The 15,641-nt window shown below is 58.1% G+C and carries 12 protein-coding genes; 5 read left to right on the top strand and 7 right to left on the bottom strand.

Annotated elements, in window-relative coordinates; translation table 11 throughout:
• Positions 1–167 precede the first annotated feature (167 nt).
• The 3 genes from M5C01_RS32375 to M5C01_RS32385 form a co-directional block, all read right to left on the bottom strand.
• A complete protein-coding gene (locus tag M5C01_RS32375) occupies positions 168–914 on the bottom strand; it encodes a hypothetical protein (RefSeq protein ID WP_152741704.1) in 747 nt (248 codons plus the stop codon).
• Complete coding sequence (locus tag M5C01_RS32380) at positions 911–3,901, bottom strand: N-6 DNA methylase (RefSeq protein ID WP_152741703.1); 2,991 nt, start codon at positions 3,899–3,901, stop codon at positions 911–913. Before M5C01_RS32380 ends, M5C01_RS32375 begins: the two co-directional genes overlap by 4 nt.
• A 682-nt stretch (positions 3,902–4,583) precedes the next feature.
• Positions 4,584–4,841: a hypothetical protein gene (locus M5C01_RS32385; protein WP_152741702.1), complete on the bottom strand. Its 258-nt coding sequence runs from the start codon at positions 4,839–4,841 to the stop codon at positions 4,584–4,586.
• Between the two features lie 416 nt (positions 4,842–5,257).
• Between M5C01_RS32385 and M5C01_RS32390 the strand changes: the two genes are divergently transcribed.
• Positions 5,258–6,460, top strand: a complete 1,203-nt coding sequence (locus M5C01_RS32390) for an XRE family transcriptional regulator (RefSeq protein ID WP_152741701.1) — start codon at positions 5,258–5,260, stop codon at positions 6,458–6,460.
• 97 nt (positions 6,461–6,557) lie between these two features.
• Here the strand turns inward: M5C01_RS32390 and mgrA are convergent, their stop codons facing one another.
• Both mgrA and M5C01_RS32400 read right to left on the bottom strand, forming a co-directional pair.
• A complete protein-coding gene (gene mgrA, locus M5C01_RS32395) occupies positions 6,558–7,595 on the bottom strand; it encodes an L-glyceraldehyde 3-phosphate reductase (protein WP_152741700.1) in 1,038 nt (345 codons plus the stop codon).
• A 103-nt stretch (positions 7,596–7,698) separates the two neighbouring features.
• The gene (locus M5C01_RS32400; RefSeq protein ID WP_152741699.1) at positions 7,699–8,589 is read right to left on the bottom strand and encodes a LysR family transcriptional regulator; all 891 of its coding nucleotides are present in this window, start codon (positions 8,587–8,589) and stop codon (positions 7,699–7,701) included.
• Positions 8,590–8,714: 125 nt separating this feature from the next.
• Between M5C01_RS32400 and M5C01_RS32405 the strand changes: the two genes are divergently transcribed.
• The 3 genes from M5C01_RS32405 (at position 8,715) to M5C01_RS32415 (ending at position 10,928) form a co-directional block, all read left to right on the top strand.
• Positions 8,715–9,455 carry an SDR family oxidoreductase gene (locus M5C01_RS32405; protein WP_152741698.1) on the top strand — a complete coding sequence of 247 codons (741 nt, stop codon included), beginning with the start codon at positions 8,715–8,717 and terminating at the stop codon, positions 9,453–9,455.
• 75 nt (positions 9,456–9,530) lie between these two features.
• Positions 9,531–10,427, top strand: coding sequence for an SDR family oxidoreductase (locus M5C01_RS32410; RefSeq protein WP_152741697.1), 897 nt, complete (start codon positions 9,531–9,533; stop codon positions 10,425–10,427).
• A gap of 243 nt (positions 10,428–10,670) precedes the next feature.
• On the top strand, positions 10,671–10,928 hold the full coding sequence (locus tag M5C01_RS32415) for a hypothetical protein (protein WP_103499052.1): 258 nt from the start codon (positions 10,671–10,673) through the stop codon (positions 10,926–10,928).
• A gap of 9 nt (positions 10,929–10,937) precedes the next feature.
• On the opposite strand, the gene betT is transcribed toward M5C01_RS32415, so the two are convergent.
• Both betT and epsC read right to left on the bottom strand, forming a co-directional pair.
• On the bottom strand, positions 10,938–12,893 hold the full coding sequence (betT, locus tag M5C01_RS32420) for a choline transporter BetT (protein WP_178129987.1): 1,956 nt from the start codon (positions 12,891–12,893) through the stop codon (positions 10,938–10,940).
• Positions 12,894–13,283: 390 nt separating this feature from the next.
• Positions 13,284–14,213 carry a serine O-acetyltransferase EpsC gene (gene epsC, locus M5C01_RS32425; RefSeq protein WP_178129985.1) on the bottom strand — a complete coding sequence of 310 codons (930 nt, stop codon included), beginning with the start codon at positions 14,211–14,213 and terminating at the stop codon, positions 13,284–13,286.
• Positions 14,214–14,403: 190 nt separating this feature from the next.
• On the opposite strand from epsC, the gene M5C01_RS32430 reads away from it, so the two are divergent.
• The gene (locus tag M5C01_RS32430; RefSeq protein ID WP_152741695.1) at positions 14,404–15,396 is read left to right on the top strand and encodes a D-cysteine desulfhydrase; all 993 of its coding nucleotides are present in this window, start codon (positions 14,404–14,406) and stop codon (positions 15,394–15,396) included.
• Positions 15,397–15,641: the final 245 nt, after the last annotated feature.

Consider the following 15,641-nt stretch of genomic DNA (forward strand, 5'->3'; position numbering starts at 1 on the left):
GGAGGAGTCGTTAGGGGTAATATGATAGAGACTAAAGGCCTGTATAAAGGCCTATGCCCCTAGGCTAGAGTTTGCCGTTGAGATGTAAACTCTGCCCAGGGTAAGTGTCTACTGAGTAAATCTTTCTACTTCATCCAACGTAAAGTTGTGAGTTGGAGATACGACATTTACGGGGTGGTCAGCTCTGGTGTGTGTAGGTCCCAGATGTGCCATACGCGGATAGCGCCAGGTTTGTCGCCATTTTTGTAAAGCCAGGTCCGGTCATGAGAGCTGACACCAGTGATTGGGGCGTACTCGGGGCGAAGCTCAATATGTGCACCGCTCCCTGGAAGGCTCAACAGACCTGTTTCTAAGGCTAGCTGGGTTTCTAGGCAACTGATGGCCCGATGCTTGTTTTTTTGGTATGCCAACATAATTCCAGCCTGCATAGCCCATCCATAATCACCTACTACAAAGCGGGATAAACCCTCAGTTGTGTACTTAGTGATTGGTTTGGACATGGTTACAATCTTGCTTTCGATAAAGACGCCAACCAGCCTCCGAGCATCGAGTAGTGGACTGTTGGCAAGTCTTATTATCAGATCGGGTTGCTTGTTTAGCGCGATACCACTGAAATTGGGAAGTCCCTCCCCTCGACAGACGGTATGAAAGTAGTCACTAGTAAACCCGTCGATAATAGGTTCGTCCGAAGCTAACATCTGGTCAAGCATATTACAGATTGCGTCGGTATAAACGTCCTCTTCTGGTGCCGCTGGACCCTTTTGCACAAGATGTGCGGATGGATCTGCCTCGATTTCTTTCCAGGCATACTTGATAGCCTTTGCGACGACCCGGACGATATTTATCGGGAGGGGAACAGGAAATCCAGCTTTAGTGGTCACCAGCGGAATTGGGTTTCCTACAAGTGAGCTCATATGGTGGTACCTCGACTTAGGACGGGGTGCCCCCTCTTTATGAGGTCTATGGCAAGGGTCCTAGCGGAGGTGCGAGACCAATATCTACGTTGATTGAGTATGCCTACGTACAGAGAGTCACCTTGCGGAAGTTGAGCAAGTGATGCGTCCAGAAGGTCAGCGCTAGCGATCATCGCCATCATGTCGGCGGCTCTCAGCGGGTGGACGTTGTGTTCAGGGCCGACACGAAGAAAGCGCCATGGGGAGAGCTCACTTTGTGCATATACTTCGACGATCGTTGGCGTCGGGCTCATATCAAATGGCAATAGAGCGGATGCAAGGGCATCGCGATATCCGTCTACGACTTTGCTTTCAGCCGGTTTTGTTGCATTAGTTTTTATCGGAGAGAATGGCAGGCTCAGTGCTAGGCGGTCCCTAATCAAATTCATATCCGCGATGCGCAGGCGGTAGAGCTTGCGAATGAAGGCTTCAACTTGTTCCGTGGACGGACTATTTCCACTGGTCAAATTTTGCTGGATTTCGCAAAGGTCGGCTCGTTGGTCAACCGTAAGTTTTTCAAGTGGGCGGACGGGGAAAAGTTCTGCCTCAGCTTTTTGTTGCGTTTCTCTTTCGCATCCGAAAAAACTACTGGTCATCAATACGAAGTAGAGGTAAAGCGAGCTATTGAATATGACGGCTATGTAGGTGGCGAGCAGTTCAGGTTCTAACGCTCCTTTGCAACTATATCCGATATAAGAGCGGCTGTATGCTACATCGCTAAGCGCAAGCATTGCCATCGGACAGTTCGCTTTCGAGCTTGGGGATTGCCTTAGTAAAACTAGTGGTGCCTCATAGTTCTCTTTGCTTCGCAGGCGATGTACTCGTTCCTGCGTGAAATACTCCAGATCATTGACTGGAACAACATTCCAGGTTGCTTCTTGTGCAACCGGCATGACCTTCATCCCTCGTAGAAAACCAGAATCAACACCTAGAGTGTTTTTTTGAAGAGTCTGGTAGCCGTGAGTCGCTGGTAGTTTCAGCTCTGCTATGTAGTTCCCAAGGCTCGGATAGGAAAGATCTTCAATCCGCTCAAGCAACTCAACGTCGAGAGCATTTCCCTTTGCGAGCGTTTTGAATAGATGGGGTTTCCGCTCGACCATAGCAACATCGGATGTCCATGCATCTTTACTATCAATGCGGACACGGCCTTCGCGATTGAGACTTAGGTCCCGCACGGGCGTCACTGCGAAAAACTCGCTTGTATCGTCGGAGCGCTTGTTGTGAGCTAGCAACAAGCAGAAGTGGGCGCTCATATTTGGCCACACTGGTGTGTTACGCAGTTCCATTCCGTTGAGTACGTATTTCACTTCCACTCCTCGGAAGATCTGAGCGCGAGCGGCATGTCCACTTGGAGACATCTTAGTCAGCAAGCGGCCGTGTAACGCGAATGCTAAGACTGCTCCGGGCTTGGCTAGTCGTGTTGACGCCCAAAGAAACGGGAGATCAGGGACACCATCAGGATTTGGGCTCGGCGGCAGTTGCCGTTTAGCCATGTGTTCAGCCACTAGTAGATTCATTGCCTTCAAGCGTTCAGTGTTTTGAACGGATGTCCACGGTGGGTTGCCGATCACCAGATCGAACTGGCCTTCGTAGGCTTCAATCGCTTGGGAAGAAAGGCTTCCGAGCTTTATCTGTTTGTCTCCGTCTCGCCAATTTTCAGCGGGGATCAGTACTTTGCCTTGGAGGGGGGTAAACAACAGGTTTTTTAGAGTGCTGGCATCAGAGTCTAGCTCTAGTGCCGTGAGATAGAGCGCCAGTGCAGAAAGCTGTCTCGCAGCAGGGTTGATATCCATCCCAACGAGCTGATTATTCAGAATACTGCGAATCACCTGAGTATTAGGCTTGATACCTGTTGCTTGCCAGCGAGCCTTCACTAGTTTTCGGAAAGCTGATAGCAGAAATACCCCGCCTCCAGACGCGGGGTCTAGAATTCGTGCTTTGTGCGCTTGCTTACCAAGCATCTTGAATGCGTGGTCAACCATGTACTCGGAAAGATGCCTGGGGGTGTAGTAAACGCTTTGTACTTTTGCTGAGTCTGGATCAAACCGATGGGCATACTCTTCATATACCTGACTGAGTAGTCCTACTGGGAGGTAAGAAAAGTGCAAGTCTCCCCACGAAAACTGCGTCTGATAGACACCGTCTCCCAAGGGTTTATCCTGTCGCATGATTGCTGTTAAGTCGTGAAGAGCCGATCCGTTTTCACTGCTATTAATTGCTTCGAAGTAGGCGCGTGAGCCGTTGTCAGGTAACTCAAGTAAGTCACCATTGAACGTTGCGTCTAACCAAGCGCAAGTTACGGCAGAAGCTTCTGGGGTGGTGAAACACTCGGTGACTTCCCTTACGCCGGGAATAGGATTTTCAGCTTGTACAATATTTCGATCCCCCAGAAAACGCATAAAAAGTGCACGGCCTACCAAGGCAAGTGCCTCTTCTGGAGCTATTTTTCGGACTTTAATAAGATGGTCCGTTACGGAGTTTAGCAGTGAGAGCATTAGCTCATGCGCGCCGCAATCAATTTCCCGATTGTTCCTGGCGGGTATAGAGCCTACGATCAAACGGGCGAGCACCCCCGGCTCCAGCTCGTCTGCTTCAAGTACTGGTGGACGGCCTTCGCGGATGTTAGCTAGAGCATAAACCTGTACTGTCCCAGGCCTTACCACCGCCACATAAGGCGCATCCGCTCTCAAGCCAAGAAATCTCATCCCGCTCTGAAGTTCTTGCTCGGAAATCCCACGAGTTTCTTGAAAATCGATAATGTAAATGAAGGGCTGCCCTTCATGAAGGACGACCGCTTCAGGAACTAATTGATGCAATTCCCCGGCGCGCACAAGACCGACGAAGTCCAGATGCTCGGGAGACAAGGATGGAGATCGGAGGCCGATCACATTCTCGGCCGACAAGCTCAGCGCATTGGCGACGCCTGTGGCAGTGAGAGATGCTTCCATGAAACTCGGCTCCAGTTTTAATGTTGATCCTAACCCATTGAATGTGGATGCAACAGGTAAAAGTGAGAGTTATAATATAGCTCATGAAGGGATAAAATACAAAGATTATCGCTCGTAAAAGAGCCTCCAGGAAGAGCAAAAACGTGAGCAGAAGTCAGCGCGATAGCGTCTTTAGACGGGCATTTGGCCATCGGTTGAAAAGGCTGATTGATACCGAGTTGCAGGTACCTGTCGCCGAGGTGGCTGTGGCGTTGGGGTATCGAGACCCCTCGACCTTGAGATCGGCGATGACGGGGCGCTGTGGGTTGGACTTGGATAGGCTGGCTTTACTGGCGTCATGGTCAAAGGCACGGGGCACCCCTGTAAATTTGCATTGGTTGTTAGCGGGCGAAGGTTTCGCTCTGGTAAAGGCCCAGCCTAAACGTAGTGATAATTGGCTTACTCCGGAAATTCATCAGGCGCTGCTCCTCGTAACCAATGCTCTTCCTGCTCTTCCTGATCAATGAGTCATTTCTTTGGGCAACAGTAATCTTGGAAAGCTAGAAGCTTTTTGTTGGATGTAACCGATTTAGCGGTATATACACCAAATATGCAGGAGCTTGGGCTTGCCAGTGAGGCCCTTGGTAGTCTTGAAAGCCTCTTCTTCGCGGGCAAGCCTGCTCCTGCAGGAATGCGCCCGCCTTCAGCGCTGTTGTTGTATCAGCACGCTCAACACGTCACAGCCTTCCTGCAGCAACAACGCTGCTGCCTCGCTGACTGCACTCAGATCATCATTTTCGAGCGTTTGCACGCTCATCAGCGATAGGCTTTTCAGCAGGCATTTTGTAGCTCGAAAGCGTTGCTCGGCACAGGCAAGGAGCGCCGAGTAAGGGGCTTCGGTGTCGATCAGAAGAACAGAAAAACTGTGGGGATTATCGGTTTGCGGTAGATAGCGAATCATTGATTTCAACTCCTGGAGAAATTGGAGCTGGCACCGTCCGCTTGCACACAGATTGGGTGGCAGCTGTACGCGGGTGTGCAAGACCGGGCTCCAGGAAACCGGCAGACCAGAAGGTCTCCCGCGCACAGCCGCCATAACTTGTTTCACAAAATGCAGACGTGAGTGGTCATGAGCATCTGTACACCCTGGTAGCTTCGGGCTTGCACACCCGGTCGCTGAATTGACAGCGACGGAGCGAACTATAGGCGGGAGGGCTGGTGCTTCGCAAGCCGATATGTGTAAGTGTTTTCGTCCTCCATCCAGCCTTCAGGCTGTTCGTAAGGTTTCGGTTCTTGCTATATGAAGAAATATTATTTTTGTTCAAAAACAGATAAAAAAACTGCAAAAATCGTCAAACTATTGAATGATAAAAAACCATGAGAACTGGAGTTGCAGGCTTTCGCTCTGAGCGCCTCAAACAACTGCGTCTTGCGCTCGGAATGACCCAAGCGGCGTTGGCGGATATGGTCGGCGGTGCATCGATTAGCGTCTCAAAATGGGAAAATGGTCAGCAAGTCCCCGAAGCCACAGCCTTTCAGCGGCTCTGTGATGTGTTCAGCGTCAGTGATAACTGGCTGCGGGAGCCGCAGGTCGAATCGCAGGAAAACACGCCGTTTTTCTTTCGCTCTCAAGTCAGCGCTGGCCAGATGGTAAGAGACATTGCCGAGGTGCGGCTCAGGTGGTTGCAAGAGATCTCCTACAAGCTTCAGGTGAGTCTTGAGTTCACCGCTGTCAATGTTCCGCATATAACAGAAAACAATTGCGATCTCATTTCCGATCAAGAGATTGAACTGGCGGCCAGCGACTGCCGTCAAGCATGGGGCTTAGGCAATTCCCCTATCCCGGATGTTGTCCAGGTCCTGGAGAATGCGGGCATCGTCTGTGCCAGAACGTCTCTGGGTTATCTGAAGATGGACGGTGTTTCCAATTGGTATGGGCTGGATCAGCGCCCCTACGTATTGCAGGTCGCGGATAAGGCCAGTGGTATTCGCAATCGCTTCGATGCTGCCCACGAATTGGGTCATATCGTATTGCACCGCTCCATTTCGAAAGAGCAATACACATCCCGACATGCCCTGCTGGAGTCCCAGGCCGATCGTTTTGCTCGCGCCTTCTTGCTGCCCGCGGAAAGGTTTGCCAGGGAGTTCAATTGGGCAACCTTGGAGACCTTTCTGGACTTGAAACCCCGTTGGAAGACTTCCGTTGCCGCCATGATCAAGCGTTGCGAGGACCTGGAAATCATCAACGACACCACAGCTGCCCGCTTGTGGAAGGCTCGTGCGGCACGGGGATGGATAAAAGGTGAACCACTGGACGCCGATTACGAGTTTGAGAGACCAAAACTCCTGGGGCGAGGAGTGCAAATGCTGGTTGAGAACAAAGTGCTTTCCCGCCAGCAGGTACGACGGTTGCTAGGGCTTCCGTTACACATACTGGAAGGGCTCTGTAGCCTGGACGATGGATATTTTGATCGTACTGATAAACCCCAAGTGGCTGATATACGACTCAGGCACAAGGTTTCAGTTGGGAAGAGAGTAAGTGATGCAGCCAAAATTATCGGGTTCCCTGCCAGAAAATAGAACGCTCCCGGCATTTATCGTTGGGCCCCACTTCTGATCGGGACCCAGAAGCCGGCGATGGTGTACTTGAGGTAACCATCGCCGACAAACGCAGGAATTACTCCGCCGTCGACGGCTTCTCCCACAAATTGATCCCGCCTTCCTGGGCAAAGCGATCGATCTCCGCCAGTTCTTCCTGGGTGAAACTCAGGTTCTTCAGCGCACCGACGTTCTCGATGATCTGCTCCGGCCGGCTGGCGCCGATCAGGGCCGAGGTCACCCGTGGGTCGCGCAAGGTCCAGGCCAAGGCCAATTGCGCCAGGCTCTGGCCACGACGCTGGGCGATCTCGTTCAACGCCCGCACGTGGGCGATATTCGCCTCGGACAAGTGCGACGCCTGCAACGAACCTCCACCCGGACGATTGACCCGCGCATCCTTCGGCACGCCATTGAGGTATTTGTCGGTCAGCAGACCTTGCGCCAGCGGGGTAAAGGCAATCACCCCGGTACCCAGCTCGTCGACGGTGTCCAGCAGGTCCTTTTCCACCCAGCGATTGAGCAGGTTATAGGCCGGTTGGTGAATCAGCAGCGGGACTTTCCATTCTTTCAGCAGCGCGGCGATCTCGCGGGTTTTCACCCCGGAATACGACGAGATGCCGATATACAGCGCCTTGCCTTGCTGCACGGCGGTGGCCAGGGCGCTGGCGGTTTCTTCCAGCGGGGTGTCCGGGTCGAAGCGGTGCGAATAGAAGATATCCACATAGTCCAGGCCCAGGCGTTGCAGGCTCTGGTCGAGGCTGGCGAGTACGTATTTGCGCGATCCGCCACCCTGGCCGTAAGGGCCGGGCCACATGTCCCAGCCGGCTTTGCTGGAGATGATCAGTTCATCGCGGTACTGCTTGAAGTCTTCGCGCAGCAGGCGCCCGAAGTTGATCTCGGCGCTGCCGTAGGGCGGGCCGTAGTTGTTCGCCAGGTCGAAGTGGTTGATGCCCAGGTCGAAGGCGGTGCGCAACAGGGCGCGCTGGGTGTCGATCGGCGTGCTGTCGCCGAAGTTGTGCCACAGGCCCAGGGACAGCGCCGGCAGCACCAGCCCGCTGCGTCCGACGCGGCGGTAGGGAATGGAGTCGTAGCGGTTTTCGGCAGCTTGGTAAGTCATCGAATCCTCTCTCATCGGGCAGTTTCAGCAAAGTGGTCCAGCATACGCCGAACTCTGACCGCAGCCGACAGCGGTTCTATCCGCGGCTGAAACCTTTCATCTTTTACTGCGCGTTGGCAAAGATCTCACTGATCCAGTCCACGAATACCCGCACCCGTGGCGACATATGCCGGTTCTGCGGGTAGAGCACCGACACCGGCATGGGCGGCGGCGGATGGTTCGGCAGGATTTCCTTGAGCAAGCCCTGGCCGATCTGCTCCGCCACCCGGTAATGCGGCACCTGGATCAGCCCCAGCCCGGAAACCGCCGAAGCGGCATAGATCTCGGCGCCGAACACCGATACCCGGCCCGCCAGGGGGACTTCCCGTAGCTCGCCCGCTTCGGTGAACTCGAACGGGAACAGTTTGCCGGTGGTCCTGGAAACGTAGTTCACGCCCTGGTGCCGGCTCAGGTCCGCGAGGTTTTGCGGTTCACCGTATTTGCGCAGGTAGGCCGGGCTGGCGCAGGTCACCTGGCGCAGGTTGGCAACGCGCCGGCCGACCAGCGAGGAGTCGCCGAGATTGCCCGAACGCAGCACGCAGTCCACGCCCTCGCTGATCAGGTCGATAAAGTGGCTGGCCTCGCTCATCGAGATCTCGATATCCGGGTAGCGCTCGAGAAACGCTGGCAGCGCCGGCACCACGAAGTACCTGGCCAGCGTTCCCTGCAAGTCCACCCGCAAACGCCCCTTGGGCGCCACCGAACGGAAGGCCAGTTCGGCTTCTTCCAGCTCCGCCAGCAACTGCACGCAGCGTCGGTAATAAGCCTCGCCATCCAGGGTCGGGCGGACCCGGCGGGTACTACGTTCCAGCAGTCGGGTACCGAGCCAGGCCTCGAACTGATTCAGGGTGTGGGTCAGGGTCGCGCGGGGCAGGTTCAGGTCTTCGGCGGCCAGGGTGAAGCTGCTGCGCTCGTAGATCCGTACAAAAACCTTCATGGCCTTGACCTGGTCCATGGGCGCTCCGTTGCAGTTGATTGTTGGTGATTATTGAACAGTCAAGCCAACTATCGAGCATTTATCACCCTGGGTAAACATGTGAAATTGGCTCCACACCCAATCAGTCCCCCAGGAGATTCGACATGACTACCCAGACTCAGAAAGTTGCCATCGTCACCGGCGCCTCACGCGGCATCGGTGCCGTCATCGCCCGCAAGCTGGCTTCGGAAGGTTTTGCCGTTGCCATCAACTACGCCAGCAGCGCCACCGAAGCCTCGGCGCTGGCGGTGGAACTGCGTCAGGCCGGTCACCAGGCCATAGCGATCCGTGCCGATGTCGCCAGTTCCGCCGATGTCGCCCGGATGTTCGATGAGACCGAGCAGCAACTGGGCAAGGTCGATGTGCTGATCAACAACGCCGGCATCCTCAAGGTCATGCCCCTGGCCCAGCACAGCGATGATCTGTTCGAACAGACTTTCGCCATCAACACCCGTGGCACCTTCAACACCCTGCGCGAAGCCGCGACGCGGATGAATGACGGTGGCCGTATCGTCAACTTCTCCAGCAGCACCGTGGCCCTGAACATGCCAGGTTATGCGGTGTATATCGCCAGCAAGGCGGCGGTGGAGTCCTTCACCCACGTGTTCTCCAAGGAACTGCGCGGTCGCCAGATCACCGTCAACGCGGTGGCCCCCGGCCCGGTGGCGACTGAGTTGTTCCTCCACGGCAAGAGCGAAGAGCAGATCCAGACCTTCGCCAAGATGCCACCGCTGGAGCGTCTCGGTCAGCCGGAAGATATCGCCAACGTGGTGTCTTTCCTGGTCAGCCCGGCTGCTGGCTGGGTCAACGGCCAGATTCTGCGGGCCAACGGTGGCCTGGTCTGATCAGCGCATCACCCTTTGAATGATCGCCCGGTTCGCGGGCGGTCTTGCTCCCCTGCGAATCCAAGGTGAACCCCCATGAAATCCGTGATCCTGATTACCGGCGCCTCCAGCGGCTTCGGTGCCCTGACCGCCCGCGCCCTGGCCGATGCCGGCCACACTGTCTACGCCAGCATGCGCGAAACCCTCGGTCGTAACGCGCCGCAGGTGGCTGAGGTGCAACGTTATGCCACTGAGCACGCCGTGGACTTGCGCAGTGTCGAGCTGGACGTGGCGTCCAGCGAGTCGGTCGAGGCCGGCGTGGCCCGGATCGTCGCCGACTGTGGGCGGTTGGATGTGGTTATCCACAACGCCGGGCATATGTCCTTTGGGCCTACCGAAGCCTTTACCCCGGAACAATTCGCCCAGCTCTACGACATCAATGTACTGAGCACCCAGCGGGTCAACCGCGCAGCCTTGCCGCAACTGCGCAAGCAGGGTAAAGGTCTGGTGGTGTGGGTGTCCTCCAGCAGTGCTCGCGGTGGTACCCCGCCGTTCCTGGCGCCGTATTTCGCGGCCAAGGCGGCCATGGACTCCCTGGCGGTGTCCTATGCCAGCGAGCTGGTGCGCTGGGGCGTGGAAACCTCGATCGTGGTGCCGGGGGCGTTTACCAAGGGCACCAACCACTTCGTACATTCCGGTTCGCCCGCCGATCAGGCGTGTGCGCTTGAGTACACCGAAGGGCCTTACGCCGGAGTGGCGGAGCAGGCGCTACAAGGTCTGGCGGCACTGGAGCCGGTGGATGCGGATGTGGGTGAGGTGGCCCGGGCGATTGTCGAGATCGTCGATATGCCCCACGGCAGTCGTCCGTTCCGCTGCCATATCGATCCGTCCCAGGATGGCGCCGAAGTGGTCAATGCCATGGCCGATCGGGTGCGCGCGGAGATGTTTCGGCGGATCGGGTTGGAGGATCTGTTGCGGGTCAGTGGCCAGTGAGGGTGTAGGTTTCGATCTACAGTGTTAATAAGGGATGAGCGTAAGCGCCAGTACTGGCCATGCAAGCCTGGAATTCCCACCTGTAGGAGCCGGCTTGCTGGCGATAGCGGTCGATTGGGCGATGCAAGGCTCACTGGCCTCATCGCCAGCAAGCCGGCTCCTACAGGTTTGTATTCACCCTGCACTGGGGTTTGCCCGCGAAGACGGCATAACTGACAACACAGCACCTCGGAGGATCCCCCCATGCACACCGCCATCATCCTCGCCATCGGCCTGATCCTGCTCGGCTGCACACTGTTCTTCGGTCAGCGCCTGGGCATCAGCCGGCAGATCCTCGGCGCCGGCTTTCTCGGTATGTGGCTGCTGGCGACCATCGTCAACGGCGCCATCGGCGTGATCACCGCCCACCAGAGCCTCCTTTCGGAGTTGATGATCGGGCTGGCGGTGTTCGGCCTGCCGGCCATCGCCATGGCCTTGTTCATGGTGCTGGACCAGACCTGATCCCAGGCTTCAACGGACCAGATGCAGGAACTGCATATGCCGTTCGTACTGGTCGAGGATGTCGTTGATGATCTGCTCCTTGCTGTAGCCCATCAGGTCATAGTCCTGGCTGCCTTCGCGCAGGTGCACTTCGGCGCGGTAGTAGCGGCGGTTGCGCAGTTCCTTGGGGCCCATGCCGCCACGGGCGAAGGACGGCGTGAAGTAGCCGCGCATTTGCACCTGGTAGATGAACGGATGCTGGTCGTCATGGCCGATTTCCAGGCTGACGCTGTCATTCGCCGGGTCCGGCTGCGTGACCACGTTCAGGCCCTTCTCGACAAAAACCGCACTGACTTCCTCGATGGCCGGACGCACCGTCTGGTCGAGGAAGCGATACACCTCGTCCCGCGACGGAAAGTGCACCGCCTGGCTCAGGCGCTGGCGCCAGCCGCTGCGTCGTGAGCTGGACAGCGGCGCGAGGGAGTGCAATTGGGCGATCTGCTTCTGCGACTCCAGGTAGAACGCCTTGTGCAATCCCCACATCATCAACAGCAGGATCAACGAGAACGGCAGCGAGGTCAGCACCACCGCCGACTTCAGTGCATCGATGCTGCCGGAGAACAGCAGCGCACTGGTGATCAGCGCGGTCATCGCGCCCCAGAACACCCGCAGCCATTTCGGCCCGTCTTCGTCGGCGCTGCCGCCACGGGCGGACAAGGTCGAGAGCACTACGGTGCCGGAGTCGGCCGAGGTGACGAAGAACACGAAACTGATAAACACCGTGATCGCAATCACGGTCCTGCTCCAGGGATAGGTTTCCAGCAGCAGGTACAGGGTCCGTGACGGGTCGTCGATGGCCGACTGGCCGAGGGCGCTCATGCCGTGGTTGAGCACCTGGTCGATGGCGCTGTTGCCGAAGATCGACATCCACGCCAGGGTGAAACCCAGCGGAATCAGCAGCACGCCGAAGACGAATTCGCGAATGGTCCGGCCGCGGGAAATCCGCGCGATAAACAGGCCCACGAACGGCGACCAGGCAATCCACCAGGCCCAGTAGAACACCGTCCAGCCACCCAGCCAGTCACTCGGTTTGTCATAGGCGTAGAGATCGAAACTCTTGGTCGGCAGCGCCCCGAGGTAGTCGCCGACGTTCTGGATCAGGGTATTGAGCAGGTGCTGGGTGGGCCCGGCGAACAGCACGAACAGCAACAGCGCGCAGGCCAGCAGCATGTTGATGTCGGACATCACCCGCACGCCCTTGTCGACACCGGCGACCGCGACGGCGATGGCCGCGCCCATCATCAGGGTGATCAGCCCGACCTGGATCCACTGGGTATGGGGCACGTGGAACAGGTAGTCCAGGCCCGAGTTCAGGTGCAACACGCCAAAGCCCATGTCGGCGCCGAGGCCGAACACCGTGGCGATAATGCCGAAGCCATCCACGGCATAACCGATGGGCCCGTTGATGCGTTTGCCGATCAGCGGGTAGAGCGCCGAGCGCAGGGCCAGCGGCAGGTTATGCCGGTAGGCGAAATAGGCCAGGGCCATGCCGACGAAGGCGAACACGCCCCAGCCGTGCAGGCCCCAGTGCAGAAACAGGATCTGCATGGCCTGGCGCGCGGCGGCCTGGGTCCCGGCTTCGCCCTGGGGCGGTTGCAGCAGGTGGGTCAGGGGTTCGGAGACGCAGAAGAAGAACAGCGTGATGCTGATCCCGGCGGCGAACAGCATGCCGGCCCAGGACAGGTAACTGAACTCGGGTTCGTCGTGGTCGGCACCGAGCTTGATCTTGCCGTAGCCGGACAAGGCGGTGACCACCACGAAGACCAGGTATAGGGTCATCGCCAGCATGTAGTACCAGCCGACCGTATTGGCCGCCCAGTTCTGCGCCGCCAGCAGCCATTGGCCGGCGGCTTCGGGCAGGGCCATGACCACCAGGCCGAACAGCAGGATGAAGCTCGCGGCGAAGTAGAACACCGGCGGGTTCATGCGGATCAGGCCGCTGGTGGGGAGTGGGGAAGTGCTCATGAAACGGGCACCTCAATGATATGAAACGTGGCTGGACATCTCGGACTCAGCAAAGGCAAGCCTCCTGTTGTGAGCGGGCAGCGAACCGCCGGTTTAACTTGAACGAACGGTCAAGTTAAACACGGATAGGGCGTTCAGGACTAATCGCAGGGCTCGGTGGTGCTTTTCTTACGTGGGCTTTAGGCGGGATGTATGACGCTAGTTATGAGGAAATCGTTCGGGCCTCTTCGCGGGCAAGCCAAGCTCCTACAGGTTTGTTGTCGTACGCGAAATCTAGGTACGACGCAAAACCTGTAGGAGCTTGGCTTGCCAGCGAAGGCGGCCTGACAGGCGATAAAGTTGTGCCTGGACTCAGCGCTGCGTCCCTTCCTCATGCTGCTGCAGATTCGCCTGGGTCAGGTTGCAGCCCGCCGGTACGCTGCGGGTCAGCCAGACATTGCCGCCGATGGTGGCGCCGCGGCCGATGGTGATCCGTCCGAGGATGGTCGCCCCGGCATAGATCACCACATCGTCCTCGACAATCGGATGACGCGGATGACCCTTCTGCAACTGCCCGTCCTCGTCCGCCGGGAAGCGCTTGGCGCCCAGGGTCACCGCCTGGTAGATGCGCACCCGTTCGCCGATGATCGCGGTTTCGCCGATCACCACGCCCGTCCCATGGTCGATAAAGAAACTGCCGCCGATCTGCGCCCCGGGATGAATGTCGATGCCGGTGGCCGAGTGGGCAATCTCCGAGCTGATCCGCGCCAGCAACGGCAACCCGGCGCGGTACAGGTGATGGGCCAGGCGATGGTGGATTACCGCAAGAATCCCCGGGTAGCACAGCAACACTTCGTCGACGCTGCGCGCCGCCGGGTCGCCGTGGTAGGCCGCGAGGACATCGGTGTCGAGCAACCGGCGCAGCTCCGGCAGGGCCATGGCGAAGTCCTGGATCAGTTGCACGGCTTTGCTCTGGACCTCGGCGTCCGACTCGCCGCCATGTCGCGCCACGTAGCGCAACTCCAGGCGGGCCTGGGCCAGCAAGGCATTGAGGGCGGCATCGAGGGTATGGCCGACGTAGAAGTCCTCGCTTTCCTCACGCAGGTCCACCGGCCCCAGGCGCATGGGAAACAGCGCGCCGCAGAGCGATTCGAGAATCTCGGCCATGGCCTGGCGCGACGGCAGCTCGCGACCGCCCTGTTCATCGCTGACCCGGCCATTACGGCTGCGCCACTCATCCCGGGCGCTACGCAACTGGCCGACGATGGTCTGTAGTTGCCAATGGCTGGAACGCTCGCTCACGATCAAATCTCCGACAGGACGACCGGCCCATCGGGTCGCCTTAATGACTTCCACTTTACGGCACCGACACAAACGGTAATTAAGAACGAATGGTGCTTTCCTCAGAACTTTCCGACATAAGCGAATGACAGTTGCCTGGGGAAAAGCCGCTGCCTATAGTCCAGGCATCTCCTACAGCCAGCTCGGACCCATGATCAAACAACAGCTTGCCCGTTTTAACCGCCTGGAACTCCTGGCCCAGGCCACTCCCCTGGAAAAGCTCGAACGCCTGTCGGCGTGGGTGGGCCGCGATATCTACATCAAGCGCGATGACCTGACGCCCCTGGCCCTGGGCGGCAACAAGCTGCGCAAGCTGGAATACCTGGGTGCCGATGCCCTCGCGGTCGGCGCTGACACGCTGATCACCGCCGGCGCCATCCAATCCAACCATGTGCGCCAGACCGCGGCCCTGGCGGCCCGTCTCGGGTTGGGCTGCGTGGCCTTGCTGGAAAACCCCATCGGTACCGAGGACGCCAACTACCTGGGCAATGGCAATCGCCTGTTGCTCGACCTGTTCGACGCCCGGGTCGAGTTGGTGGACAACCTGGACAATGCCGACGAGCAGTTGCAGGCCCTGGCCGAGCGCCTGCGCAGCAACGGCAAGAAGCCGTATCTGGTGCCGATCGGCGGCTCCAATGCCCTGGGCGCGCTGGGTTATGTGCGGGCCGGCTTCGAGCTGGCGGCGCAGATCGAAGACAGCGGGCTGGAATTTGCCGCGGTGGTGCTGGCCTCCGGCAGTGCCGGGACCCACAGCGGCCTGGGCCTGGCCTTGAGCGAAGCGCTGCCGGGGTTGCCGGTGGTCGGTGTGACGGTGTCCCGTAGCGACGAGGCGCAGCGGCCGAAGGTGCAGGGTTTGGCTGAACGTACGGCCGAGTTGCTCGGTGTACCGCTGCCGGCCAGTTTCAAGGTCGAGTTGTGGGACGAGTATTTCGCTCCCCGTTATGGCGAGCCGAACGCCGGGACGCTGGCGGCGGTCAAGCTGCTGGCCAGCCAGGAAGGCATCCTGCTTGACCCGGTCTACACCGGCAAGGCCATGGCCGGGCTGCTCGACGGCATCGGCCGCCAGCGTTTCGAGGACGGTCCGATCATCTTCCTGCACACCGGCGGGGCGCCGGCATTGTTCGCCTACAACGCTATGCTGTAACCCGATCCTGAGCGTGAGGCGAGTACGGCCCCTGTAGGAGTCCGGCTTGCCGGCGATGAGGTCCGCGAGACCGCTAAAAGCTTCGCGGGCAAGCCCTGCTCCTACAGCTTTGCGTCGAACACAAAATAGGTGAACGACAGAAGACTATGGGAGCCTGGCTTGCCGGCGATGAGGCCCGCGAGGCCGCTAAAAGCTTCGCGGGCAAGCCCTGCTCCTACAGCTTTGCGTCGAACACAAAATAGGTG

The organism is Pseudomonas sp. MWU12-2319, assembly GCF_023242525.1.
GTDB classification, from domain to species: Bacteria; Pseudomonadota; Gammaproteobacteria; order Pseudomonadales; family Pseudomonadaceae; genus Aquipseudomonas; species Aquipseudomonas gingeri_D.

Excerpts from the sequence above, each read along its gene's own strand:
- M5C01_RS32375 (WP_152741704.1), bottom strand. The coding sequence starts at position 914 with ATGAGCTCACTTGTAGGAAACCCAATTCCGCTGGTGACCACTAAAGCT.
- M5C01_RS32380 (WP_152741703.1), bottom strand. The coding sequence starts at position 3,901 with ATGGAAGCATCTCTCACTGCCACAGGCGTCGCCAATGCGCTGAGCTTG.
- M5C01_RS32385 (WP_152741702.1), bottom strand. The coding sequence starts at position 4,841 with ATGATTCGCTATCTACCGCAAACCGATAATCCCCACAGTTTTTCTGTT.
- M5C01_RS32390 (WP_152741701.1), top strand. The coding sequence starts at position 5,258 with ATGAGAACTGGAGTTGCAGGCTTTCGCTCTGAGCGCCTCAAACAACTG.
- mgrA (WP_152741700.1), bottom strand. The coding sequence starts at position 7,595 with ATGACTTACCAAGCTGCCGAAAACCGCTACGACTCCATTCCCTACCGC.
- M5C01_RS32400 (WP_152741699.1), bottom strand. The coding sequence starts at position 8,589 with ATGGACCAGGTCAAGGCCATGAAGGTTTTTGTACGGATCTACGAGCGC.
- M5C01_RS32405 (WP_152741698.1), top strand. The coding sequence starts at position 8,715 with ATGACTACCCAGACTCAGAAAGTTGCCATCGTCACCGGCGCCTCACGC.
- M5C01_RS32410 (WP_152741697.1), top strand. The coding sequence starts at position 9,531 with ATGAAATCCGTGATCCTGATTACCGGCGCCTCCAGCGGCTTCGGTGCC.
- M5C01_RS32415 (WP_103499052.1), top strand. The coding sequence starts at position 10,671 with ATGCACACCGCCATCATCCTCGCCATCGGCCTGATCCTGCTCGGCTGC.
- betT (WP_178129987.1), bottom strand. The coding sequence starts at position 12,893 with ATGAACCCGCCGGTGTTCTACTTCGCCGCGAGCTTCATCCTGCTGTTC.
- M5C01_RS32430 (WP_152741695.1), top strand. The coding sequence starts at position 14,404 with ATGATCAAACAACAGCTTGCCCGTTTTAACCGCCTGGAACTCCTGGCC.